This window comes from Citrobacter sp. Cpo040, assembly GCF_030332915.1.
Lineage (GTDB): Bacteria > Pseudomonadota > Gammaproteobacteria > Enterobacterales > Enterobacteriaceae > Citrobacter > Citrobacter portucalensis.
In genome coordinates this window covers 324825-348705 of the sequence record NZ_JAOWGX010000036.1, presented here as the reverse complement: position 1 = coordinate 348705, position 23881 = coordinate 324825, and the positions used below count along the sequence as shown (strand labels likewise).

The window sequence follows — 23881 nt, the reverse complement described above, 5'->3', positions numbered from 1 at the left end:
CTGTAAATAATAAAATCTGGATATGGACTTGATATGTCTGTTTATAAAATACCACTGAATCAAAACGTTCTCGAAGCAGCACAGGAACGTATTACCTGGACGCTTGAGACTCTACCGCGTGTCTGCGTTTCTTTCTCTGGAGGTAAAGATTCGGGGTTAATGTTACATCTGACCGCCGCCATTGCCCGCCAGTTACAGAAAAAAATAAACGTCTTATTTATCGACTGGGAGGCTCAGTTTTCCTGCACTATCGACTATGTCCAGGCGCTACGCGAGAGTTATTCCGATATCATCGAAGAATTTTATTGGGTTGCATTGCCACTGACGACGCAAAATTCACTGTCACAATTTCAGCCTGAATGGCAATGCTGGGAACCGGGTACTCAATGGGTGCGCCAACCGCCCGCAGATGCCATTACCGATCCCGAGTTTTTCTCTTTCTATCAACCCGGTATGACTTTCGAGCAATTTGTTCGTGAGTTCGCTGAATGGTTTTCGCAGAAACGACCGGCCGCCATGATGGTCGGGATCCGCGCCGATGAGTCATATAATCGTTTTGTCGCCATTGCGAACTCGAAAAAACAGCGTTTTGCCGATGACAAACCCTGGACCACCAGCGCCCCCGGCGGGCATACCTGGTATATTTATCCGATTTATGACTGGAAAACTGCTGACATCTGGACGTGGTTTGCGAAGTCAATGCTCCCGTGTAATCCCCTGTACAACCTGATGTATCAGGCGGGGGTTCCCACGCGATACATGCGCATCTGCGAACCCTTTGGACCAGAACAACGCCAGGGGCTGTGGCTTTACCATGTTATTGAGCCTGAACGCTGGGCAATGATGTGCTCCCGCGTCAGCGGGGTAAAAAGTGGCGGGATATATGCTGGTCAGGACAACCATTTTTACGGTCACCGCAAAATATTAAAACCCGAACATTTAAGCTGGCAGGAATACGCCATGCTGTTATTGAAGAGTATGCCGGAAACGACCGCCGAACATTATCGCAATAAAATCGCCGTCTATTTGCAGTGGTATAAGAAAAAGGGCATGGAAAATATTCCGCAAACTCAGGAAAGAGATATTGGCTCAGCGGATATTCCGTCGTGGCGGCGTATCTGTAAGGTCCTGCTGAATAACGACTATTGGTGCCGGGCTCTCTCATTTAGTCCAACGAAACCCAAAAACTATCAACGCTACAATGAGCGCATGAAAACAAAACGCCAGGAATGGGGACTCTTATGCAACAACGATTAACTCAGGAACTCCTCAGCTTTCTTTCTGGTTTATCAGAACCAGAAAGAATTGAAGCCATAAATGAATTCAGAAAGGCAATACACAGCATCAGTCCCTTTCGCGAGGAGCCCGTAGATTGCGTTCTTTGGGTTAAAAATGATCATATTTCACCCAATGACTACAACCCCAATAACGTTGCGCCACCGGAGAAAAAGCTGTTGCTGAAATCTCTGGAAGCTGACGGATTCACGCAGCCCATCGTGGTGGTCCACTCCACGGCTGAAGAATACGAAATTGTCGATGGTTTCCACCGCCACGAGTTAGGTAAAGCCAAAGCCTCACTGAGGCCCAGGCTGAAAGGATATCTGCCGGTTGCCTGTTTAGAACGCGAACGCCATGAGCGTATGGCGGCAACCATTCGCCACAACCGCGCTCGCGGGCGTCATCAAATCCACGCCATGTCCGAGATTGTCCGCGAGCTATCGCAACTGGGATGGAGTGAAGAAAGAATTGGCAAGGATCTTGGTATGGACAGCGACGAGGTTTTACGCCTGAAACAAATTAACGGCCTGCAAGAATTATTTGCCGACCGTCGCTTCTCCAAAGCCTGGACGGTTAAATAGCTACAGCGAAACCAGACGTTCGGCTGCCGCTATCAGCGTCGATTCCTGCTTGGCAAAACATAGGCGAATCAGCTTATGCGGGAAAGGATCGGCGCAGAAAACCGATAGCGGGATCGCCGCAACGCCCACTTCTTTGGTCAGCCACTGGCAAAACTCAACGTCGCCAAGCGTGGAAACGGCGCTGTAATCGACCAGCAAAAAATACGTACCTTCACATGGCAGAATTTCCAGCCGGCTGTCACGCAGCGCGTTCACCAACACGTCGCGTTTTTTCTGATAAAACGCGGGGAGCTCGCGGTAGTGTGCCGGATCTTCTCGTAGCATATCCGCCAGTGCGAGCTGAGCCGGCGTGTTGACGGAAAACGTCAGATACTGGTGCACTTTTCGTAGCTCAGCGCTAATGGCGGCTGGCGCAACGCAGTATCCGACCTTCCAGCCAGTCATATGGTAGGTCTTACCAAACGATGAAACAGCAACAGCGCGTTCCCGCAGCTCTGAATGTGCCAGCACGCTGGCATGCCCCTGTTTGGCGAAACAGATATGCTCATAAACTTCGTCGCTGATGACAAAGATCTCGCGTTCTTTAATCGCCTGCCACAGCGCGTCAAAATCGGCGTGATGCCACACGGTGGCAGAAGGATTATGTGGCGTGTTCAGGATAACCAATCGGGTACGGTCGCTGAGTAAGGCACCAAACGCCTGCCAGTCGACGCGAAAAGCCGGTGGTTGCAGGGCGATACGTTTAACCACACCGCCGGATAATTCAACCGCTGGCGCATAGCTGTCGTAGCTCGGGTCGAAACAAATCACCTCATCACCTGGGCGCACCAGCGCAGTGATCGCGGCATACAATGCTTCCGTTGCCCCCGCCGTGATAGTCACTTCACTATTCGCGTCAGGTTTATAGCCGTACAGGTCTGCCGTTTTATCCGCGATGGCTTCGCGCAGCGGCTGCACGCCCGTCATCGGCGCATACTGGTTTGCGCCATGCGCGACGTGATACGCCAGACGCTCTTGCAAAAAGAGTGGACCGTCAAAATCAGGAAATCCCTGCGAGAGGTTAATGGCCTGATGCTGCTGCGCCAGCGCACTCATTTGCGTGAAGATAGTGGTGCCCAGATTAGGCAGTTTGCTTTGCGGAATCAGCGGGTTATTACTCATTATTGTTATCCCAGCGTGTGATGTTGTGGTTGAAGCCACTATAGCACGATGCTAGTATTTGGCAATCAAGACGTTCAGACGTCTATATAAAAATAACCTGCCTGGACAGGACAGCAAAAGGACAACACAACATGAGTAATACCGAGATTCGCGTCGTCACCGGCCCGGCCAACTATTTTTCCCATCCCGGCAGCCTGTCGAGACTGAACGAATTTTTCTCTGTCGACCAACTTTCACGCGCCGTGTGGGTTTATGGTGAACGCGCCATCGATGCAGCCTGCCCTTACCTGCCAGAGGCTTTTCATCTTGCCGAGGCTAAACGCCTGCTGTTTACGGGACATTGCAGCGAAACCGATGTTGCTCAACTGGCAAAAGAGTCGGGAGAGGATCGCAGTGTGGTGATTGGCGTAGGTGGCGGTACATTGCTCGACACCGCTAAAGCGTTGGCCCGTCGTCTGGATCTGCCGTTTGTCGGTATTCCTACTATCGCGGCGACCTGCGCTGCCTGGACGCCGCTCTCCGTCTGGTATAACGATGCGGGCCAGGCACTACATTTCGAAATTTTCGCTGACGCGAACTTCCTCGTGCTGGTCGAACCCGAGATCGTTCTCAATGCGCCAGAAGAATACTTACTGGCGGGGATCGGCGACACGCTGGCAAAGTGGTATGAAGCCGTCGTGCTCGCACCTCAGCCGGAAACACTGCCATTGACAGTACGTCTGGGTATTCAAGCTGCGCAGACCATCCGCGACGTCCTGCTGGAAAGCAGCGAGCAGGCGCTGGCAGACAAACAACAAGGCACGCTAAGCCGCACGTTTTGCGATGTGGTAGATGCGATTATAGCCGGAGGCGGCATGGTTGGTGGTCTGGGCGAGCGCTACACACGCGTGGCGGCAGCGCATTCTGTTCACAATGGCCTGACCGTCCTCCCACAAACCGAGAAGTTTTTACACGGCACCAAAGTGGCGTACGGCATCCTGGTGCAGAGCGCGCTGCTGGGACAAGATGATGTGCTGGCGCAGTTAATTACTGCTTATCAGCGATTCAACCTGCCAACCCGGTTAGCTCAACTGCAAGTGGACATCAATAACCGCGCCGAAATCGACAAAGTGATTGCGCACACTCTGCGCCCGGTGGAGTCCATTCACGCCCTGCCGGTAACGTTAACGCCGGAGACACTGCGCGCAGCATTCGAAAAGGTAGAGTCGTTTACGGTGTGATTATGGTGCGGGTTGCCTGATGACGGCTTCGCCTTATCAGGCCTACGACGCAAATTACGCCAATACGATGTTGTAGGCCGGATAAGCGTCAGCGCCATCCGGCAAAAAATCAACAGCACTTCGCGCCACCTTTCCCGCCATATCGTGCATCCTGGCGCTCACGGAAAAATTCTTCATAGGTCATTGGCGTCTGGTCCGGATGCGTGACGCGCATATGTTCAACATAGTTGTCGTAATCCGGCATACCTATCATTAATCGGGCGGTTTGACCTAAATACTTCCCGGCTTTGGCGAGTGTTTCAAACATAGTGTTTCCCTGTCGTACAAACGCCCTCCCCGTTCAGGAGAGGGCTGGTTGGTTAAGAGAATATTAGTGCGCGCCTTTCGCCTGCGCCACGATCTCTTCGACATTCTCAGGCATCGGCTCGTACGGTGTCTCTTTCGACGTTGGTTTGTCCTCTTTCAATGCTGCCAGCGCAGTTTTGATGGAGAACAGACCCAGCACCACAACGACGACCATGAAGAAGATGGTGAGACCCGCATCCAGGCGGTTGTTAAACACCAGTTGCGTCAGCTGCGACTGGGTGTATTGCGCCGGAATGTTACCGCTGTCGATCATCGCCTGGAACTTGTTGGCGATAGCCAGGAAGCCGATTTTCGCATCCGGGCTAAACGCTTTCTGCCAGCCAGCGGTCAGGGTACAAATTAGCAACCAGGCCGTTGGCACCAGCGCCACCCACGCGTAGCGCTGGCGTTTCATCTTGAACAGCACCACAGCACAGAGCATCAACGCCATACCGGCCAGCATCTGGTTAGCGATACCAAACAGCGGCCACAGGGTATTAATACCACCCAGAGGATCCACCACGCCCTGGTGTAAGAAGTAACCCCAGGCCAGCACGCACAGCGCTGTAGCCAGCAGGTTTGCAGGCAGCGAATCGGTACGTTTCAGGCTCGGTGATACCACGCCCAGCAAGTCCTGCAGCATAAAGCGCGCGGCGCGTGTACCGGCATCTACCGCCGTCAGAATAAACAACGCTTCAAACAGAATGGCGAAGTGATACCAGAACGCCACATCCATCATGCCACCCAGCGCGCCGTGCAGAATGTACGCCATCCCGACGGCCAGCGTCGGCGCACCACCTGCGCGGGAGATGATGGATTGCTCACCCACTTCATTGGCGATTTGATGCAGGGTGTCTGGCGTAATGGCAAAGCCCCAACTGCTGACTACCTGCGCCGCAGAAGCCACTACGTCAACCGTGCCCGCAGGAGCCAGCACCGCCATCGGGCTGTTCATCGCAAAGTACACGCCCGGATCGATGATGCACGCGGAAACCAGCGCCATAATGGCGACAAAGGATTCCATCAGCATTCCGCCGTAGCCGATAAAGCAGGCCTGCCCTTCATTAGCCAGCATCTTCGGCGTGGTGCCGGAGGAGATCAGCGCATGGAAGCCAGATACCGCACCACAGGCAATGGTAATAAACAGGAACGGGAACAAGTTACCGGTCCAGACCGGGCCAGTACCGTCAACAAACTTGGTCAGCGCTGGCATGGTCAGCGTCGGACGCATGATCAGAATCCCTACCGCCAGACCAACGATGGTGCCGATTTTCAGGAAGGTAGAGAGGTAATCACGCGGGGCCAGCAGCAGCCACACCGGCAGGACGGCGGCAACAAAACCGTAGCCCACCAGCATCCACGTCAGCTGTACGCCGGTAAAGTCAAAGTACGGTGCCCAGGTCGGGCTTTCAGCCACCCAGCCGCCGGAAATAATGGCAAACACCAGGAACACCAGACCGATGACCGACACTTCGCCAATGCGGCCCGGGCGCAGATAGCGCAGATAAATCCCCATGAAGATCGCCAGCGGGATGGTGAACGCCACGGTGTAGGTTCCCCACGGACTGTGGGTCAGCGCTTTCACGACGATCATCGCCAGTACCGCGAGAATAATCACCATGATCATAAAACAGGCCACCAGCGCAATAACGCCCGCCGTTGGGCCCATCTCTTCTTTCACCAGTTCGCCAAGGGAACGACCATCGCGACGGGTAGAAACAAACAGCACCATGAAGTCCTGCACCGCACCCGCCAGTACCACCCCGGCGAGAAGCCAGATCATCCCCGGCAGATAGCCCATTTGCGCCGCCAGCACCGGTCCAACTAACGGACCCGCTCCGGCAATTGCCGCAAAATGGTGACCAAACAGCACTTTTTTATCGGTGGGAACATAATCCAGACCGTCGTTATGGCGCACGGCTGGCGTCATACGCGTCGGGTCAAGCGCCAGTACATTTTTCGCGATGTACAGGCCGTAGAAACGATAAGCGATAAGGTAGACACAGACCGACGCCACGACTATCCACAACGCGTTGATCTGTTCACCACGATTTAATGCGATATAGCCGAGGGCAAATGCTCCCATAACGGAGAGCACTGTCCAGACGAGGTACTTCCCTGATTTGTTCATAGTTGTTATCCGTTGTCCGATCCAGAGAGATGTTACATTTTGTTTCTATAACATCTTTTCTGAATTTAACAACCTGACAACCATGCAAACCCGAAGTATCACTGAGTATTTACATTGCATTGTTAACTAGATCACTTCATTTACCTGTTAACTCTGCAATTTCATTTTACTTTGCCGGGTGATCTCACCCCATCACCGCAGTGCCTAAACGGCAGGTGCAGCAGCGTCGTCCTTGCTCATCAAAGATGACGATTTCCCAGCTTTGATTTTGACGCCCAAGGTGCAGCGGCTGGCAAACACCGCGCACTTTCCCCTGCGATACCGCCCGATGATGCGTGGCGTTGAGTTCCGTCCCCACCACGCATTGCCCGTCGCGGGTCATCAGATAACCCGCCATTGAACCCAGCGTTTCCGCCAGGGCCGCGGATGCGCCGCCGTGCAGCAGGCCAAATGGCTGATGCGTACGGCTATCCACCGGCATTTCGGCTTCCAGCACATCATCACCCAGCCGGGTGTAGACCATGCCTAAATGCGCCACCATCGTGTTCTGGCTGGTGGCATTGAGTTCATCCAGCGTTAAATGACGCTTCCAGATCATCGTCATGCCCCCAGCGTGGAACCGCCGTCCACCACGATATCCTGTAACGTAATGTGACTGGCCAGATCGGAAGCGAGGAATAAAATAGTGTTGGTGATCTCTTGCGGCCGGGCGATTTTCCCCAGCGGAATCCCGAGTTTAAACTGTTCGCCAAATCCACGAATGCGCTGTTGCTCCGCGTCATCGCTAACCCACAGCGTGCGCTGCATATCGGTGTCGGTCGAGCCTGGCGACACCACATTACAGCGCACACCGCTGCCCGCCAGTTCAAGTCCGACGGTCAGCGCCAGACTTTTCAACGCGGCTTTTGACGCGCCGTAAGCACTCATGCCGATACGCGGCGTGTGCGCCGCATCCGACGCGACGGTCACGATCGCCCCGCCCTGCTGGCGACGAAACTGCGCCATCGTCTGCTGAAACAGATTGAACGCCCCGCCAACGTTAACCGCAAACGTCTGCTGCCACTCCTCAGCGCTCAACGCATCGGTGGCCCCCATACGCAAAATACCTGCGGCATTGACCAACACATCTAAACGCTCGCGCGCTTTGAAGACGCGCTGGCACACTTCAGCTACTTGTCCGGCATTCGCCACATCCAGCACTTCGGTCGCAAACGGGTAGTTATCCTGAGGAAATTCGCGATCGAATCCTGTCACCTCAGCACCAGCCTTCGCAAATGCCAGCGCCGTGGTATAGCCAATCCCTTTACCCGCGCCGGTTACCCAGACGGTTTTCCCGGCAAAATCAAATCCAGCCATTACTTCACCTCACGGGAGAGCAGTGCCCACCATGCGTCAATGGTCGGTTTTTTCGCCAGCATCACGAAATCAATGTCACCATGAACCTTACGCCAGCGCGCCGCCAGCGCCATCATGCGCACGGAATCCAGCCCGTAGTCGATCAGGTTTTCGTCATCCATCGGCTCTTCAGACTCATCCAGCAACGGCAGAATAACGCTGCGCAACGCATCTTTACTGGTCGGGACCGGTGTCGGCAATAATTCCTGGGTCATTACCACACGCCCGGAACGTCCCGCCACGTATTTCAGCGACATCAGGTGTTCGTCACGGCTAAAGTCCGCCAGCGCATCGGCAACCATAAACGGCTTGATGTCACGCATGAAGGCGTCCGTTGCGGTGGTCATACAGCCGATATGCGCATACACCCCGGTAATGATCAGTTGATTACGTCCGGTTTCCTTGAGCATCTGTTCCAGCGGGGAGCGATGAAATGCGCTATAACGCCATTTCACCAGAATGGTATCCGCTTCATCCGGCGCCAGCGCCTCAACGATCTTTTGTTGTTCCGGGGAACGCGTCAGGCCCGGTCCCCACATATCATTGAGCAGAGCGCGGTCTTCATCACTCTGTTCTTTCGGCTGAGCGGTGTAATACACCGGAATGTTATGCTCTTTGCAGTACTGGCGCAGCGCGGCGATGTTCGCGACGACCTGCTCCATCATCGGGCAGTTATTGCCCCAAAAGCCGATAAAATAATCCTGCATGTCGTGGATCAGCAGCGCGGCGCGTTCAGGGTCAAATGCCCAGTCGACTTTGTTCACCGGAACATCGAGCGCCGTTGGTAGCGCATAAGCCTGCAGTTTAGGAATTGCCATTTCTATTTCTCCTTCAGGCCAGTGAACGTGATGCCAGCCACTGACGTAATTGTTTTTTATCTACCTTCCCCACTGGAGTCAGCGGTAATGACTCAACGCACTCAACACGATCGGGTAATTTGAATTCCGCTATGCCCTGTTCGCGTAGAAAACGGCGCACCTGCACCGCGCGCAGCGGCTCTTTCACCACCAGCCAGGCACAGCTTTTCTCGCCCATCAGTTCGTCATCCATACTGACCAGCGCGGCATGGATCACCATTGGATGGCGCAGTAGCAGGTTTTCAATCTCTTCAGCGGCGATCTTCTCCCCGCCGCGATTGATCTGATCCTTTTCACGCCCCTGAACGGTGATGTAACCATCCGGATCGATAGCGATCAGATCGCCGGAACAGTAAAAGCCGTCGGCGTCAAAGGCGCTGGCATTATGCTCAGGACTTTTGAAATAACCGCGGAAGGTGTACGGACCACGCGTCATCAGGCGTCCGGTCTCTCCCTGGGCTAAAGGGTTGCCGTCAGCGTCTGCTACCCAGACTTCATCATCGGGACACATCGGGCGACCCTGGGTATTGATGATGCGCTCAGGACTGTCGTCCAGACGGGTATAGTTCACCAGCCCTTCCGCCATGCCGAAGACCTGCTGCAACTGGCAGCCAATCTCGGCTGGAATACGTGCCGCAAGCGTGGCGGAAAGTCTCGCACCACCGACCTGAAGCAGTTTCAGCGAAGCCAGTTGCGCATTACTGCCCCACTCCGCAATCGCCTGCAACCACAGACTCACCGCAGGCGGCACCAGCGCCGTGGCGTTAACCTGATGCTGTTCAATCAACGGGAAACACAGAGTGGCACTCGGGTCAGCCGCCAGCACCACAGTGCCGCCAGCCAGGAATACGCCCAGCGCGCCTGGCGAACTCATGGCGTAGTTATGCGCCGCCGGGATCGCGCACAGATAACGCGTTTCCCCGGTGAAGCGGCAAATCTCATTGCTGCGACGCACGCTGTAGTAGTAATCGTTATGAGTGCGAGGAATCAGTTTTGGCGTCCCGGTCGTCCCGCCAGAAAGCTGGAAGTACGCCACCTCATCAGCAGGCGATGGCGTGGCGGAAAAATCTGTCGCAGGCTGGTTTATCGCCGTTTGCAGATTGTGTTCACCTTCATCGTTGCGCAGTTGCACCACACGCACTGAATTGTGTTCGGCCACAAAAGCGTTAAGAAAATCGTCGCCGCTAAACAGCGTATGCTGGCGATCGGCAATCAGCAGTGCCGGCTCAATCTGTTTGGCATAGGCGTTGAGTTCGTTACGCTGATGGCTGAACAGGGCCAGCACTGGAGCCACGCCCAGCTTGAGCAGCGCAAAGAAGGTGATGTACAGCTCAGCCACATTGCCCAGTTGTACCAGCGCGGTTTCGCCAGGTTTGATCCCCTGGCGACGCAAACTGCAGGCAAGATTGTCAGCGGCCTGATTCAACTGGCGATAGCTCAGATGGCATTCACCATCAATAACCGCCGTATGGTCGCTGTCGGCGTGACGGGTCAGAATGTCGGTCAGCGGCAAATCCTGCCAGTAACCTTTTTCACGATACCTGCGGGCAAACTCTTCCGGCCAGCGGGTGAAAGGAATACTCATTATTGCTCCTTAAAGCCAGTCCACAAGGCTCTTAATGCAGTCCAAAAACATTCAACATCGTGGAGAGCTTGGCCCCCGTTTCACGCCATTCCGCAACCGGGGAAGAGGCTGGAACAATTCCTGCTCCGGCAAAAAAACGCACCTGATTGCGCAGCAGCTTCGCACAGCGGATCGTCACCACCCACTCACCGTTACCTTCGGCATCACACCAGCCGACAATACCGCCGAACAATTCACGATCGAACGGCTCCAGCTCGGCGATAAGCTTGCGCGCAACCTGATGTGGGAAGCCGCTTAGCGCAGGCGTCGGATGCAGCAGGCACGCCAGCGTCAGGGCGTTTTCCTGCGGGTTGGCTTTACCTTCAAACGGCGTGCCGAGGTGCCAGAGCGTCGGCGTGGTAACCAGCTGTGGAGAAGAAGGCAGTTGCAGTTCACGGCTGCGATCGCGCAATACCGTTTTCATCGCCTGCGTCACCAGTTCGTGCTCATGGCGGTCCTTCTCAGACGCCAGCAGGCGGATCCCAGCTTCGCGATCCAGCACATCATCAGGCTGACGACGTGCTGAGCCCGCCAGCGGCAGAGAACTGAAACGATCGCCTTCTTTGCGCAGTAACAGTTCCGGACTGGCACCAATCAATACGCCGCCGTCTTCAATCGGTACATGGAAGTTGTAGCTCGCTGGATTTTGCGCCACCAGACGCTCCAGCAGCGCACCGCTGTCAATGTTGGCATCGGCGGTGATATCGATCAGGCGTGACAACACCACTTTGTCGACTTCTGGAGTGGACGTCAGCGCTGCCGCCCGGGCGACCATATCTTCAAAAAAGTCCTGTTCCGGGATCGATTTACGTTCAACGACGTTCAGCGACTGATGCGCGGTAAAGTAACGTGATGATTGCTGCTTCGCCGTGCGAGAGAAGCTCAGCCATGATTGGGGAATAAACAGCGATGATGGCTGGCGGGTATCAAAGGGAATCGCCCCGACCATGACAGGGTTCGCGATGCCCTGCGATTTGGCATCAGCAAACAGTGCGTTCATTTTCTGTTGGAAAGGGCTGTCTGGCGAATCGCCATCAATTGCCGGTTCCGCATAGCGGGCGAAGCATCCTGACGTCGTAAAACTACGGTACGGCGACATAAAGAAAAAACTGTCGGGAGCGAGCGTCGGCATAGTCTGCGTTTTTTCCTCGGCCAGTGACATATCCATATCATCCTCCAAAAATGATAAAGGCTCTAATAATGATTATCATTTATATTTTCGGTCGCTAACCTAAAAGCAAAGCGGCGGTATGTCAACTCTTGTGGTAGCACAATGTGCGACTTTGGCTTGCATCCTTGCTCGCTAACAATGAAAATGAGAAGCATTACTCATACTGATAACAGGAAGCTGATTCGTGAGTCTCCCCTCTTTTTGTCGCACCGTGCTTTTACTGACTGGTGTATTTATTTCAGGAGTTTCTTTAGGTCACACCGCCGACTGGCCGCGTCAGATCACCGACAGCCGTGGCACGCATACGCTGGAGCATAAGCCGCAGCGCATTGTCTCCACCAGCGTAACCCTCACCGGCTCGCTGCTGGCGATTGATGCCCCGGTCATTGCCAGCGGTGCCACTACGCCGAACAATCGCATCGGCGATGCGCAGGGCTTTTTACGTCAGTGGAGCGAAGTAGCAAAAGAACGCAAACTGAGCCGCCTGTATATCGGCGAACCAAGCGCCGAAGCCGTCGCAGCTCAAATGCCAGATCTGATTCTGGTAAGCGCCACAGGGGGAGATTCTGCCCTCGCGCTATACGATCAGCTGTCCACCATTGCGCCAACGCTCATCATTAATTACGACGATAAAAGCTGGCAGTCGCTGCTTACCCAGTTAGGTGAAATTACCGGTCAGGAGCAACAGGCAGCAGCGCGAATTGCCGAGTTTGATAAGCAACTTCAGGCGGTTAAGCAACATATTACCCTGCCACCACAGCCGGTCAGCGCGCTGGTATATACCGCCGCGGCGCACAGCGCCAACCTGTGGACGCCTGAGTCAGCGCAAGGCAAGCTGATGGAGCAGTTAGGGTTCACGCTGGCAACGCTGCCTGCCAACTTGCACACCAGCCAGAGTCAGGGCAAACGCCACGATATCATCCAGCTTGGCGGTGAGAACCTGGCGGCAGGCCTGAACGGCGAAGCGCTGTTCCTGTTTGCTGGCGACAGCAAAGATGCCGACGCTATTTACGCCAATCCGCTTCTGGCGCATCTGCCAGCCGTGCAGAATAAACGCGTTTACGCCCTGGGTACGGAAACCTTCCGTCTCGACTACTACAGCGCCACGCTGCTGCTGCAACGTCTGTCGGCTCTGTTTTAATGGTCAGCGCCGGATGCGGCTAACGCCTTATCCGGCCTACAACCGTAGAGCACAACGCGATCAGACATTCACGGGGACCTGCCGGAATCGGCGCACTTCTCCCAACAACAGCAGCAGTAGCAGACCGACAATCACCAGCCCGAATCCACTCACGCTTGCCGAAGCAACCGGCGTCATCATCGCGCCCAGCCCACCTAACAACGCCGCGCCAATCGCATCGCCGGTGACGTTTTGCGCCGTCCACAAACCGTTAATTCGCCCGAGCATCGCTTCCGGCGTCTGCGTCTGTAACAGGGTGTACTGCAACAAAGAGCTGACCGCACTCAACCAGCCAAACAGCGCCAGACAAACCACTCCAAGCTGCCAGACAGGCATCAAGCCAAACAGGCCGATAGCCAGAAATGAAGCCACGGTCGATGCCAGCATAATCAGTCCCGGACGCACGCTGTGCGCCAGTTGTCCGCTTGTCAATGCGCCCACGGCTGCCCCCAGCGGAATAGCCGCATACAGCAGGCCAATTTGCGCACTCGACATGTGCCAGTTAATCGCCAACGCCGGATACAGCACACGCACGGCACTCGCCATGGTTAACAGACCACCGAGCAGCGCAATGCCGCCAATCAGCGGGCTGGCAAGCAGAAAGCGAAATGCTGCCAGCAGCGATTTCAGCGGATGCTCGCGCGGCTGCGGCGGAGGCGGCAACGCAGGAAGGCTCAGCAGCGGTAGTAAGGTAATGAAGGTTCCCGCCGCCGCCAGTCCGTAGTTCCAGGCCACGCCGCCAGTCGCGAGCAGCACCCCGCCAAGCATCGGCGAAATTACCGATCCCAGACGCACCGTCAGCATGGTAATCGCCCCGGCCTGCATCAAATTCTCGCGCCCAACCAGCGCTGGCGTCGCTGCCAGCAAAGCGGTCACGCCCAGCGAGGCAAAGAAACCGTCCCATAAGCCAAGCAGATAAATCGCCAGCAACGACGGTTCAGGCAGCAGCGCATTCAGACACAGGCCAATAAAGCCAATACCACAGGTTCCACGCGCCAGCAGGATCACTTTTTTACGCTCATAGCGGTCGGCCAGCACTCCGCCCACCATCAGGCCAATAAACATTGCGCTACCGGTCAACGTCACCGACAAACCCACCTGCCATGTCGACTGGGTCATCATCTGGATCTGTACCGGAACCGCCACGCCGAGTAGCCCCAGAGAGACAATGGAAATAAAACGGGCGAGGAAGACAGCGCGAAATGCTGGGTGGGTCTTTAACAGGCTGAGATTGAGCAGCCAGGATTGTCGATTCATTACAGAGCCTTACCAGGTACTTTTTCAATATCCATTCGATGGCTGCACATGCTAACATATCCAAATAAGATCGATAACGATAATTACTATCATTATCAGGGAAGTTGATATGTCATGCTCTGTTTCCGCGACACGTGCCTTCGCCGTGCCCGGACTATTGTTATTACTTGTTCTCACCACGGTATTAAGTCTGGTTATTGGCGCCAAGTCGTTACCTGCCTCCGTGGTGCTGGATGCGCTCACCGGCAGTTGTCAAAGTGCTGATTGCACCATCGTGCTGGACGCGCGCCTGCCGCGCACGCTGGCGGGGCTGCTCGCCGGTGGCGCGCTGGGCCTGGCTGGCGCACTTATGCAAACGCTCACGCGTAACCCTCTCGCCGATCCCGGCATTCTGGGTGTCAACTCCGGCGCCAGCTTCGCTATTGTGCTGGGGGCCGCGCTGTTCGGCTTTTCCTCTGCGCAAGAACAGCTGCTGATGGCCTTTTGCGGTGCGCTGGCTGCATCGCTGATCGTAGCTTTTACCGGTAGTCAGGGCGGCGGGCAGTTAAGCCCAGTACGTCTGACGCTGGCGGGCGTTGCGCTGGGCGCGGTGCTGGAAGGATTATCCACCGGCATCGCCCTGCTCAACCCGGACGTTTACGATCAGCTGCGTTTCTGGCAAGCCGGCTCACTGGATATCCGCAGCCTGCAAACGCTGAAAGTTGTGCTGGTACCGGTACTAATTGCCGCGGCTGTCGCACTGTTCCTCAGTCGCGCTCTGAATAGTCTGAGCCTCGGCAGCGACACCGCTACCGCGCTTGGCAGTAAAGTCGCTCGCACGCAGTTTATTGGCCTGCTGGTTATTACCGTACTGTGTGGCAGCGCGACCGCGATTGTCGGTCCTATCGCCTTTATCGGCCTGATGATGCCGCACATGGCGCGCTGGCTCGTGGGGGCGGATCACCGCTGGTCACTGCCCGTAACCCTACTGGCAACGCCTACTCTGTTACTGATTGCCGATATAATCGGTCGCCTGATTGTCCCCGGCGAGCTGCGCGTGTCGGTAGTCAGTGCGTTTATCGGTGCACCGGTGCTTATCTTTCTGGTACGCCGTAAATCGCGCGGAGGTGGCGCATGATGTACCTCTCCCGCCGCCTGATAATCAGCAGCCTGCTGCTGGTTGCAGGTTGTCTCGTCATTGGTTTGTGGAGCCTGCGTAGCGGCGTTGTTACGCTGGAAACCCAGCAAATTATTGCCGCCCTGCTCGGCGATGCGCCGCGCAGTATTACGCTGGTGGTGACCGAATGGCGTTTGCCACGCGCGCTCATGGCGCTATTGATTGGCGCGGCTCTCGGCGTGAGCGGCGCAATATTTCAGTCGCTGATGCGTAACCCGCTGGGTAGCCCGGATGTGATGGGTTTCAATACCGGAGCCTGGAGCGGTGTGCTGGTGGCAATGGTGCTGTTCGGACAGCATCTCACCGCTATCGCGCTGGCGGCCATGCTGGGTGGGATTCTGACCTCTCTGGTGGTCTGGGCGCTCGCCTGGCGCAATGGGATCGACACCTTCCGGCTGATTATTATTGGTATCGGCATTCGCGCCATGCTGGTGGCGTTCAACACCTGGCTACTGCTGAAAGCATCATTAGAAACCGCGCTGACGGCTGGGCTGTGGAACGCCGGATCGCTCAATGGCCTGACCTGGGCCAAAACCTGGCCTTCTGCTCCGCTGATTATCATCATGCTGGTGTGCGCCGCGCTGCTGGTACGCCGGATGCGTTTACTGGAAATGGGTGATGACAGCGCCTGTGCGCTTGGCGTCAGCGTTGAGCGTTCACGTCTGATGATGATGCTGGTTGCGGTGGTACTGACCGCTGCCGCCACCGCGCTGGCCGGTCCTATCTCGTTTATTGCTCTTGTCGCGCCGCATATCGCGCGACGTATAAGCGGTACATCGCGCTGGGGATTAACCCTGTCGGCGCTGTGCGGCGCGTTGCTGTTGCTGATGGCGGATTTATGCGCCCAACAGCTGTTTATGCCTTATCAGCTTCCGGTGGGCGTTGTCACCGTAAGCCTCGGCGGTATTTATCTTATCGTCTTGTTAATTCAGGAGTCCCGCAAAAAATGATCGAATCAGTAGCCCGTTTGCGTGGCGACCAGTTAACGCTGGGTTATGGCAAGTTTACCGTGGCGGAAAACCTCAATGTATCGATTCCCGACGGCCATTTCACCGCGATTATTGGGCCAAACGGCTGCGGGAAATCAACGCTACTGCGCACGCTGAGTCGTCTGATGACGCCCGCGCACGGCAAGGTCTGGCTCGATGGCGAGCATATTCAGCACTATGCCAGCAAAGAAGTCGCCCGCAGAATAGGTTTGCTGGCGCAAAACGCCACCACGCCGGGAGATATTACGGTACAGGAGCTGGTTGCCCGCGGACGCTACCCGCACCAGCCGCTGTTTACCCGCTGGCGGAAAGAGGATGAAACTGCGGTCTCAAACGCCATGCAGGCGACGGGTATCACCCATCTGGCATCACAAAGTGTGGATACCCTTTCCGGCGGACAACGTCAGCGTGCATGGATTGCGATGGTGCTGGCGCAGGAAACGTCGATTATGCTGCTCGATGAACCCACCACCTGGCTGGATATCAGTCATCAGATCGATCTGCTGGAACTGTTGAGTGAGCTAAATCGGGAAAAAGGTTATACGCTGGCCGCCGTTTTGCACGACCTGAATCAGGCCTGTCGCTATGCAACACATCTGATCGCGCTGCGTGACGGAAAAATAATTGCCGAGGGTGCACCGAAGGAGATCGTCACCGCGCAGCTTATTGAAAAAATCTATGGACTGCGCTGTATGATTATCGACGATCCGGTTGCCGGAACGCCGTTAGTGGTGCCGCTTGGACGCAACAAATAACACGCGTTACAGTATGGCGGCCAGCTTGCCGCCATACGACAATTCATCACACCAGTTGCTGATCAATAAACGTCATTTTTTGCTTACGCGACACCATGGCATAGTTCAGCAGAACGCCACCACACGCCACTATTCCCCCCAGTAATGCGGCCAGAATAACGATCATTGATTTAGCCGGACCGTCTTTTTTAACCGGCAGCGAAGGCGTCAGTTGATATTTAAACGGCGTAAATGTTACGTCACCCACATTCATCGCTAACAGTTGCTCAACGTGATACTGGCGATTACGTAATTCACCGTTAATTTCAGCAACATCCGTTACTGATTTTTCTATTTCTAATTTACGTTCGATGCCGTCAGCACCCAGTGAAATAGAGAAATCGGGGTCATCCTTCACGGCCTGGCCATTACTGTAGACCGGCTTTTTAATCCCGGCGGCATTGGCGATCTCCAGCGAGTAGTTCAGTCGCTGGATATTTGCTTCCAGCTGGTTTTTGAGCCTGACGCGATCCATCTCCAGTCTCTCTTTTTCATAACTGGTTTTGATGGACAATTTATTGCGAATATCTTCCAGCGTTTCTTTCACCACAAGGGCAGAAATATACTGGATATATCCCTTCAGCACTGACTGGGCCTCTTCGGCCTGAGGTGCGGTAAAACTCAGTGTCCATGCGGTATACAGCGAAGTTTCGTTCTTCTTACCCAGGTTAGTATCAACCGCTTTCATTTTCTCACTGAGCCTGACAATTGCCTGATGCAACTCCATTTCGTCGATATCAGCACCTTTCAATTGATCCATTACGTAAGGCGAAGAGCGCAGATACTCTTCTAACAATGAAGGCGACTGGAATTTTTTGATAAACAGGTTAAACACATCACCACGGCTAACGCTAATATCCATATCCAGCACGCGCAATTTGGTCAGCGTATTCTCGAGTCCCTGCCATTGAACCGCTTCCGCCGGCGTCACGATGGCCTGACTGGTCCATTTTTGTGGCAGCAGAAAAGAGACCAGAATACCCACACAGGCAAAGGCGAAAACGGTCGCTATAATTTTCGTTCTTGCACGCCATAAGATTTCGATTAGATTCACTAAATCGATTTCATTTGCGTTTGCCGTTGGCTGAGGATACCCAGTAAATTCCGAAACGTTATCTTGCTTTATATTTAATGATGACATGTTGCGTGACCTGAAAACTTTCCTAAAAGAAAAACATTCCTGTGGGAGAAGTCTACCAGCTAGTCAGAATTATCCGAAACAATCTTTGTGCTTGTCGCCCTACCAAAAATTATATTCGGAATTTATTCACCCCTTTCATCACCTTGCACCGCACAAAAATAAACAATTCCATAACATATTTTTTACATTATGGAATTGTTTGATCACCGCGATAGCAATATTCGTCTTGTTACACAGATTTATTAATCAGTGCATTTATTACAGGCCCTATCGCCTCAAATGAGGCAGGGGAAATAATATCAACATGCGCGCAATCCTGGCGGTAAACATCCAGACTGGATATCCACGGCGACCAGCTGCGTTCAGGACTGACACCCGGTACTAACGTGCGCTCAGCAACGAACAGCGTAGCGTGACCTGCAAACGGCACGCTGTGTGCCGTGGTGAGCAGGCGAACCGCATCGGCATAGTTGCCTTCGATTGCGTTAAATAAAGCCTCTGACGCATTCCCCTGCTGCGCCGCCAGAAACGCTTCGCGTTCACGCTCGATCTCCGCCAGTACCGCTGAATCCAACCCATTAGCCTCTTTTTCTTGCCAGTTTTGCGTTTCTGGCGGCCAGGTATCCAACAGTCCGAGGAATGCAACCGTCTCTCCTCTGGCATGTAAGCGCGCGGTGATCCCCTGTGCCAGCGTGCCGCCCAGCGAATAACCTAATAAATAGTAAGGTCCGTGAGGCTGTTGACTGAGCAACGTTGTCAGGTGATGTTCGCATACCGCATCAAGATTTTCCGCCGTCTGCATAGGGCCATCCGGTCGTGGCGACTGAATGCCAATAATCGACCACTGCGGGCTGAGATATCGTGACAGCACGCTAAACTGCCAGGCAAAACCCGACGCCGGATGGAAACAGAACAGCGTTGGGCCGTGACTTTCACGAAGCGGCAGCAGTGCCTCAAATCCCAGACGCTGCGACTGCTCATCATCAGTGCTCTCCAGTAGAGCACTCAGTTGTTCAACGGTAGAGGCCACCATAATCTGCCCCGGCGTCACCTGACGCTCAAAAACCCGGCTCAACTGTGCCGCCAGCTTCATCGCCAGCAACGAATGTCCGCCAAGCGCAAAGAAGTCTGCCGCCACGTCATTCACCTCGCAACCCAGCAAAGCCGCAAAAGACTGCGCGATGGTGGTTTCAGTCCCTGCTCGCGGCGCACGCCCGGAAGTACGCGACGTCAACTGCGGCATCGGCAGCGCTTTACGATCCAGTTTACCGTTCGCGCTAAGCGGCAGCTCCGCCAGCTGCAACAATACCGTCGGCACCATATGCGCAGGCAGTTTTTCACGCAGCTTTTCCCGCAACGCTGACGTATCCAGCGGTAAACCCGATTGTGACACCAGATACCCCACCAGTTGACGCGCATCGCCGCCTGTCGCCGCCGCCTGGTTGAATACGCAAGCGTGGGCAACGGCATGCTCGACATCAGGCAACTGCTGCATCACCCGGTCAATCTCGCCGAGCTCAATGCGTTGTCCGCGAATTTTAAGCTGGTCATCGCTGCGTCCAAGGTACTCCACCGCGCCATTTTCCAGCCAGCGCGCCACATCTCCGGTACGATACATGCGTTCGCCAGCGTTAAACGGATCGGCGATAAAGCGGCTTGCGGTCAGATCCGGACGGCCCAGATAACCTTGCGCCAGTTGGATCCCTGTCAGATATAAGTCACCAGCCACGCCGAAAGGCACCGGGCGCATCATGGCATCCAGGATACGTAAACCGGTATTCCATACCGGATAGCCAATCGGCACGCTGTTGCCGGTTACAGCAGCAAGGTCTTCCCCCCAGGCCGGATACCAGCTCACATCAACCGCCGCTTCCGTTGGTCCGTACAAATTGTGCAGTGGCGCATGAGTTAACTGTTCCCACTCACGGCATAAATCTGCAGGCAAGGCTTCGCCGCTGCAAAATACCCGTTTCAGCGAGGCACAACTCTCCCGCGCGGTTTCCGGCGTCAGTGAAGCGACAAAAGCGGCCAACATAGAGGGAACAAAGTGCGTGGTCGTCACCCCATATTGGGCAAAGAACTGCTGCATCGCCAGCGGATCGCGGTGCGCCTCAGGCTCTGCCATTACCAGCTTTGCCCCGGCAATAAACGGCCAGAAAAACTCCCATACCGAGACGTCAAAACTGCACGGTGTTTTTTGCGCCACCACATCATCTGCGGTCAGCGGATAGTGATTTTGCATCCACAGCAGACGGTTAACGATGGCGGTTTGCCCTACCATCACGCCTTTTGGTCTACCGGTAGAACCGGAAGTAAAAATGACATAGGCAGTATGATTAGGCTGAGATAGGGCCAGCGGAGCAGCATCTTCTGCTGGCAGGGGCGAGTCATAGCACAGACTTTCCAGCCCAGGAATATCGCTAAAGCGCGCCAGTTGCTCATTGGTCGCGATCAACAATTTTGGCTTCGCGTCTTCGAGCATCATCCGCAGACGATCGTCCGGGTACCCGGTATCCAATGGCAGCCAGGCGGCTCCCGCCTCAACAATGCCGTGCAGCGCCAGCGTCAGGAACACGGAACGCGGTAATGCCACGGCGACGCTGTCGCCTGGCTTGACGCCGCGTGCACACAAAAGGCTCGCCAGCGCCACGACCTGCTGGCGCATTTCGCGATAGCTAAACTGATAGCGGGCATCGGCCAACGCCGGGGCATCCGGCGTTTTATCGGCCTGCTGTGCCACCAGCCCGCTCAGCGTAGTGGACGGGATCTCCACGGTGGTGTCATTAATCTTCGCCAGCCGCTCATGTTCTGTTGGCAACAGCATCCCGGCGTCGCCGCAGCATAGCGCCGGATTGTCGGCAAACTGCTCGATAAGCCCGATTAAACGCGAGGCATGCTGCGCCAGCGTTACTGCATCGTAGCGCTGTTTATTGGCCAGAATTTCAATACTCAGCCCACCGTTTTCATCCGGGAATAACGCCAGCTCAAGATCGTTCACCGGCCCTGTCGCCAGCGTGTGGGTTTGCGCCTGAACGCCGGGAATATTCAGCTGATAGTCGAATATTTTCACGTTCAGCACCGGGCCAAACAGCGGCTCAGCACCAGCTGCACGCCCGCTGTCGCGAACGATTTGTTCGGCATCATAACGTTGATGCCGACGCATTTTCTTCAACTGTCCGGCCAGTCGTTGTGCAAGCACAGGCAAGCTTTCTGCCGCATCCAGCCTCACACCAAATGGCAGTACGTTTAAAACCGGTCCTGTGGAGGTCAACGCCGCCGACCCCATGCGCCGCATAAAGATAAACCCGGCGGCATAATCCATTCGGCTGCATAAACGTCCCAGCCACAATGCCACCAGCGCGAGGGCCAGATCCGCACGCTGAACGTCAGGCATACGTGCCGCAAGCCGACGAAACGCCCCTTCAGGCGCGGTTAACTTCATACGAATAATATCCGCGCTGGCCGATCGTCCCGGCAACGGATTGTTCGACAGCGAGGCAGGAGGCGGGAGTTGCTTTCGCTGCTCGCTCCAGAAAGCGCCGTCGCGTTGCCAGGCATCGCTTTGACGGTACTGTTGATACTCTTCCACCACCTCGGCGAACGGCGTAAAAGGCGAGTCTGGCGTAGGCTCGCCGTGTAGCCATGCGCGATAAATTGCGGCTATCTGGCGGGTAATGGCCGGAAAACTGAAGCCATCGACCAGCAAATGATGGTAACGCTGATACCAATACCAACGCTTTTCTCCCACCTGTATAAGCAGGTGAAAAACCAGCGGCTTATTGCCATCAGCACGTATGTCCTGCTGCAGGTCTGCCTGCATCAACGCACGCGCCGCCTCATGTGGATTGGATTTTTCGCGCAGGTCGATAATTTCAGGTTGCGCAAAGGCGAGCGCAGAATCCACCCATTGCCAGATCTCACCGTTATCTTCGCTAAACCGCATCCGCAGGGTATCGGCCTGCTCCAGGCCCGCCACAACGGCTTTCGCCAGCAACGACGCGTCCAGTTCGCCAGTTAACTCTACGTAGTGCGCCACGCTCCACGCCGAGGGCAATGTGGAGAGTTTTTCGGCCATCCAGATCCCCGGCTGAGCCGCCACTAACGGTAAACGCTGAGTCATGGAGCCTCCTGCACATCGACGTAGTTCGCGGTCGTAAGCGTGGTCCAGTTTGCTTCCAGCCATTGCTGGCAGGCTTCCTGGGATTGGGGTTCGCAAGCAATTTGCCAGCCAGCAGGAAGCGAGCACTGCTGCGGCCAAAGGCTAAAATGACGCTGGGGATTTTGCAGAATGTAAAACTGGCCCTGCGGATTATCGAAGGGGTTACTGAATTCCATACTCAACTCCTGTCGTGGAACATCGTCCGGTTAAATCGTGTCGGTAAGCGGTTGCCAGAGCGTCATTAGCCCTTGCATCAGACCGCCGCGCCAGCAAAGCGCATCGTGTCCGCCATCAACCTGACGCCAGAAAATAGACTGTGGTGCAGAAGGTAACTGGGCATATAACGCCTGATTAGCGCGATAAATAATGGGCTCGCGGATCCCCGCTTCCAGGACAATACGCAGCCCCTGAGCACTCACCTTCCCGCTTTTCAGTTGCTCGACGATCGCCCCGTCCTGATGACCACCACGATGCGGCCACCAGTAAGAGCCCGACTGGCTAAGCACACAGCCAAAGCGCGCGGGCCAGTTCAGCCCGGCATACAGCGATGACAACCCGCCAAAACTTTGCCCAGCCACCACGGTGCGCTGCGGATCGTCACTAAACGCGGTCGTTGTCTTCACCAGTGGTAATAGCTCCTCCTGCACCGCCAACCAAAAATCCGCATTACACGGTAGCTCATGGCTGCGGTGAGCCGTATCAATGGCATCAATCAGGAGATAAACGGCAGAAGGAAGGTGTCCGCGATGCGTGAGTGAAGTCAACGCAGGCCAGACCGGCATACTCTGTGCCCAAAACTGTCCGTCCAGCAGGATAGCCAACGGACGCGTTTCGGGTTGAGCATCACCGGTGGTAAACACCCATACGCGACGCGTATTGCCGAGCCTGGCGCTATGCCATTGCAAGCAAACTGCGGGTGAATCTGGGTTTTCAGGTCGCTCCCATCCAGGCTGTACGGGTGCCTCCGGCATTTCCAGCGCAGACACCGCGTGGCCACGACCACCCTGCCAGCTCAGCGAATTAAGGGGATCGGCAATAGCCTGTGGCAGCAATTGCCGCCAGCCTTCACGCAGCACGTTTCTGTCAGGTGCTTCGCCTGCCACAAGCGAGGAAAAGATATCGTTGCGCTCTGTTGGGATAAAACAGTAACTTCCACGCCAGTTGGCGCTGAGGGAAACACTCCAGCACCAAACATTTGTTCCATCAATGCGTCGCATCGACTGAGGGGTGGCATTTTGATGGTGGTCGGTGATGCCGGTGATATAAACCCAAACGCGATGAATGACTGACTCATTTTCCGTTCCCTGCGGGTCACGCCACCAGAAGGTTACCTGATAATTTCCGTTGTCTTCACGCTCCCACTCCGGGCCTTTTTTCGACTGCCACCACGCCTCGCTTCCCATCTTTAACGTCGTCACAGCCATAACCCCATGTTTATTGTG

Annotated in this window: 20 protein-coding genes; 7 read left to right on the top strand and 13 right to left on the bottom strand. The window is 55.3% G+C overall.

Features of this window, described 5'->3' with window-relative positions; genetic code table 11:
• Positions 1-33 precede the first annotated feature (33 nt).
• Both OGX86_RS16465 and OGX86_RS16460 read left to right on the top strand, forming a co-directional pair.
• Positions 34-1257 (top strand): phosphoadenosine phosphosulfate reductase, encoded by a 1224-nt coding sequence (locus OGX86_RS16465; RefSeq protein WP_286640303.1) that lies wholly within the window; start codon positions 34-36, stop codon positions 1255-1257.
• Positions 1242-1859: an IbrB-like domain-containing protein gene (locus OGX86_RS16460; protein ID WP_286640302.1), complete on the top strand. Its 618-nt coding sequence runs from the start codon at positions 1242-1244 to the stop codon at positions 1857-1859. Before OGX86_RS16465 ends, OGX86_RS16460 begins: the two co-directional genes overlap by 16 nt.
• Here OGX86_RS16460 and OGX86_RS16455 read toward each other — a convergent pair whose 3' ends face one another.
• Entirely contained in the window at positions 1860-3020 is a 1161-nt protein-coding gene (locus OGX86_RS16455) for a pyridoxal phosphate-dependent aminotransferase (RefSeq protein ID WP_128317207.1), read from the bottom strand. It abuts the gene before it with no gap.
• Between the two features lie 131 nt (positions 3021-3151).
• Here OGX86_RS16455 and OGX86_RS16450 point away from each other — a divergent pair, with 131 nt between their 5' ends.
• A complete protein-coding gene (locus OGX86_RS16450; protein ID WP_195995402.1) occupies positions 3152-4240 on the top strand; it encodes an oxidoreductase in 1089 nt (362 codons plus the stop codon).
• Positions 4241-4349: 109 nt separating this feature from the next.
• Here the strand turns inward: OGX86_RS16450 and OGX86_RS16445 are convergent, their stop codons facing one another.
• The 7 genes from OGX86_RS16445 to entC form a co-directional block, all read right to left on the bottom strand.
• Positions 4350-4547 (bottom strand): YbdD/YjiX family protein, encoded by a 198-nt coding sequence (locus OGX86_RS16445; protein ID WP_008784064.1) that lies wholly within the window; start codon positions 4545-4547, stop codon positions 4350-4352.
• A gap of 63 nt (positions 4548-4610) precedes the next feature.
• Positions 4611-6716, bottom strand: a complete 2106-nt coding sequence (gene cstA / locus OGX86_RS16440) for a pyruvate/proton symporter CstA (protein ID WP_008784063.1) — start codon at positions 6714-6716, stop codon at positions 4611-4613.
• A 184-nt stretch (positions 6717-6900) separates the two neighbouring features.
• Positions 6901-7314 (bottom strand): proofreading thioesterase EntH, encoded by a 414-nt coding sequence (entH, locus tag OGX86_RS16435; protein ID WP_003022055.1) that lies wholly within the window; start codon positions 7312-7314, stop codon positions 6901-6903.
• A gap of 2 nt (positions 7315-7316) precedes the next feature.
• Positions 7317-8072 carry a 2,3-dihydro-2,3-dihydroxybenzoate dehydrogenase EntA gene (gene entA / locus OGX86_RS16430; RefSeq protein WP_048226134.1) on the bottom strand — a complete coding sequence of 252 codons (756 nt, stop codon included), beginning with the start codon at positions 8070-8072 and terminating at the stop codon, positions 7317-7319.
• Positions 8072-8929: an isochorismatase gene (locus OGX86_RS16425; RefSeq protein ID WP_048226136.1), complete on the bottom strand. Its 858-nt coding sequence runs from the start codon at positions 8927-8929 to the stop codon at positions 8072-8074. Before OGX86_RS16425 ends, entA begins: the two co-directional genes overlap by 1 nt.
• A gap of 13 nt (positions 8930-8942) precedes the next feature.
• Complete coding sequence (entE, locus tag OGX86_RS16420; RefSeq protein ID WP_286640301.1) at positions 8943-10553, bottom strand: (2,3-dihydroxybenzoyl)adenylate synthase EntE; 1611 nt, start codon at positions 10551-10553, stop codon at positions 8943-8945.
• Between the two features lie 31 nt (positions 10554-10584).
• Positions 10585-11760 carry an isochorismate synthase EntC gene (gene entC / locus OGX86_RS16415; RefSeq protein ID WP_048214714.1) on the bottom strand — a complete coding sequence of 392 codons (1176 nt, stop codon included), beginning with the start codon at positions 11758-11760 and terminating at the stop codon, positions 10585-10587.
• Between the two features lie 187 nt (positions 11761-11947).
• On the opposite strand from entC, the gene fepB reads away from it, so the two are divergent.
• Positions 11948-12904 carry a Fe2+-enterobactin ABC transporter substrate-binding protein gene (fepB, locus tag OGX86_RS16410; RefSeq protein ID WP_128317209.1) on the top strand — a complete coding sequence of 319 codons (957 nt, stop codon included), beginning with the start codon at positions 11948-11950 and terminating at the stop codon, positions 12902-12904.
• Positions 12905-12964: 60 nt separating this feature from the next.
• Here fepB and entS read toward each other — a convergent pair whose 3' ends face one another.
• The gene (entS, locus tag OGX86_RS16405) at positions 12965-14200 is read right to left on the bottom strand and encodes an enterobactin transporter EntS (RefSeq protein ID WP_003831193.1); all 1236 of its coding nucleotides are present in this window, start codon (positions 14198-14200) and stop codon (positions 12965-12967) included.
• 109 nt (positions 14201-14309) lie between these two features.
• On the opposite strand from entS, the gene fepD reads away from it, so the two are divergent.
• Genes fepD through fepC form a run of 3 tightly spaced genes read left to right on the top strand, consistent with a single transcriptional unit; the run spans position 14310 to position 17100 of the window.
• Positions 14310-15317 carry a Fe(3+)-siderophore ABC transporter permease gene (fepD, locus tag OGX86_RS16400; RefSeq protein WP_032942654.1) on the top strand — a complete coding sequence of 336 codons (1008 nt, stop codon included), beginning with the start codon at positions 14310-14312 and terminating at the stop codon, positions 15315-15317.
• Entirely contained in the window at positions 15314-16306 is a 993-nt protein-coding gene (gene fepG / locus OGX86_RS16395) for an iron-enterobactin ABC transporter permease (protein ID WP_168978517.1), read from the top strand. The genes fepD and fepG overlap by 4 nt, the downstream gene beginning before the upstream one ends.
• On the top strand, positions 16303-17100 hold the full coding sequence (gene fepC / locus OGX86_RS16390; RefSeq protein WP_032942652.1) for an iron-enterobactin ABC transporter ATP-binding protein: 798 nt from the start codon (positions 16303-16305) through the stop codon (positions 17098-17100). Before fepG ends, fepC begins: the two co-directional genes overlap by 4 nt.
• Positions 17101-17146: 46 nt before the next feature.
• Here the strand turns inward: fepC and wzz(fepE) are convergent, their stop codons facing one another.
• The 4 genes from wzz(fepE) to fes form a co-directional block, all read right to left on the bottom strand.
• Complete coding sequence (gene wzz(fepE) / locus OGX86_RS16385) at positions 17147-18280, bottom strand: LPS O-antigen length regulator Wzz(fepE) (protein ID WP_195995400.1); 1134 nt, start codon at positions 18278-18280, stop codon at positions 17147-17149.
• Between the two features lie 229 nt (positions 18281-18509).
• Positions 18510-22400, bottom strand: a complete 3891-nt coding sequence (entF, locus tag OGX86_RS16380) for an enterobactin non-ribosomal peptide synthetase EntF (RefSeq protein WP_286640300.1) — start codon at positions 22398-22400, stop codon at positions 18510-18512.
• Positions 22397-22615, bottom strand: a complete 219-nt coding sequence (locus tag OGX86_RS16375) for an MbtH family protein (protein ID WP_286640299.1) — start codon at positions 22613-22615, stop codon at positions 22397-22399. Before OGX86_RS16375 ends, entF begins: the two co-directional genes overlap by 4 nt.
• Before the next feature lie 30 nt (positions 22616-22645).
• Positions 22646-23863: an enterochelin esterase gene (gene fes, locus OGX86_RS16370; RefSeq protein WP_286640298.1), complete on the bottom strand. Its 1218-nt coding sequence runs from the start codon at positions 23861-23863 to the stop codon at positions 22646-22648.
• Positions 23864-23881: the final 18 nt, after the last annotated feature.

Bases quoted from the DNA above. Each gene is read 5' to 3' on its own strand.
- OGX86_RS16465 (WP_286640303.1), top strand. From the start codon at position 34: ATGTCTGTTTATAAAATACCACTGAATCAAAACGTTCTCGAAGCAGCA.
- OGX86_RS16460 (WP_286640302.1), top strand. From the start codon at position 1,242: ATGCAACAACGATTAACTCAGGAACTCCTCAGCTTTCTTTCTGGTTTA.
- OGX86_RS16455 (WP_128317207.1), bottom strand. From the start codon at position 3,020: ATGAGTAATAACCCGCTGATTCCGCAAAGCAAACTGCCTAATCTGGGC.
- OGX86_RS16450 (WP_195995402.1), top strand. From the start codon at position 3,152: ATGAGTAATACCGAGATTCGCGTCGTCACCGGCCCGGCCAACTATTTT.
- OGX86_RS16445 (WP_008784064.1), bottom strand. From the start codon at position 4,547: ATGTTTGAAACACTCGCCAAAGCCGGGAAGTATTTAGGTCAAACCGCC.
- cstA (WP_008784063.1), bottom strand. From the start codon at position 6,716: ATGAACAAATCAGGGAAGTACCTCGTCTGGACAGTGCTCTCCGTTATG.
- entH (WP_003022055.1), bottom strand. From the start codon at position 7,314: ATGATCTGGAAGCGTCATTTAACGCTGGATGAACTCAATGCCACCAGC.
- entA (WP_048226134.1), bottom strand. From the start codon at position 8,072: ATGGCTGGATTTGATTTTGCCGGGAAAACCGTCTGGGTAACCGGCGCG.
- OGX86_RS16425 (WP_048226136.1), bottom strand. From the start codon at position 8,929: ATGGCAATTCCTAAACTGCAGGCTTATGCGCTACCAACGGCGCTCGAT.
- entE (WP_286640301.1), bottom strand. From the start codon at position 10,553: ATGAGTATTCCTTTCACCCGCTGGCCGGAAGAGTTTGCCCGCAGGTAT.
- entC (WP_048214714.1), bottom strand. From the start codon at position 11,760: ATGGATATGTCACTGGCCGAGGAAAAAACGCAGACTATGCCGACGCTC.
- entS (WP_003831193.1), bottom strand. From the start codon at position 14,200: ATGAATCGACAATCCTGGCTGCTCAATCTCAGCCTGTTAAAGACCCAC.
- fepD (WP_032942654.1), top strand. From the start codon at position 14,310: ATGTCATGCTCTGTTTCCGCGACACGTGCCTTCGCCGTGCCCGGACTA.
- fepG (WP_168978517.1), top strand. From the start codon at position 15,314: ATGATGTACCTCTCCCGCCGCCTGATAATCAGCAGCCTGCTGCTGGTT.
- fepC (WP_032942652.1), top strand. From the start codon at position 16,303: ATGATCGAATCAGTAGCCCGTTTGCGTGGCGACCAGTTAACGCTGGGT.
- entF (WP_286640300.1), bottom strand. From the start codon at position 22,400: ATGACTCAGCGTTTACCGTTAGTGGCGGCTCAGCCGGGGATCTGGATG.
- OGX86_RS16375 (WP_286640299.1), bottom strand. From the start codon at position 22,615: ATGGAATTCAGTAACCCCTTCGATAATCCGCAGGGCCAGTTTTACATT.
- fes (WP_286640298.1), bottom strand. From the start codon at position 23,863: ATGGCTGTGACGACGTTAAAGATGGGAAGCGAGGCGTGGTGGCAGTCG.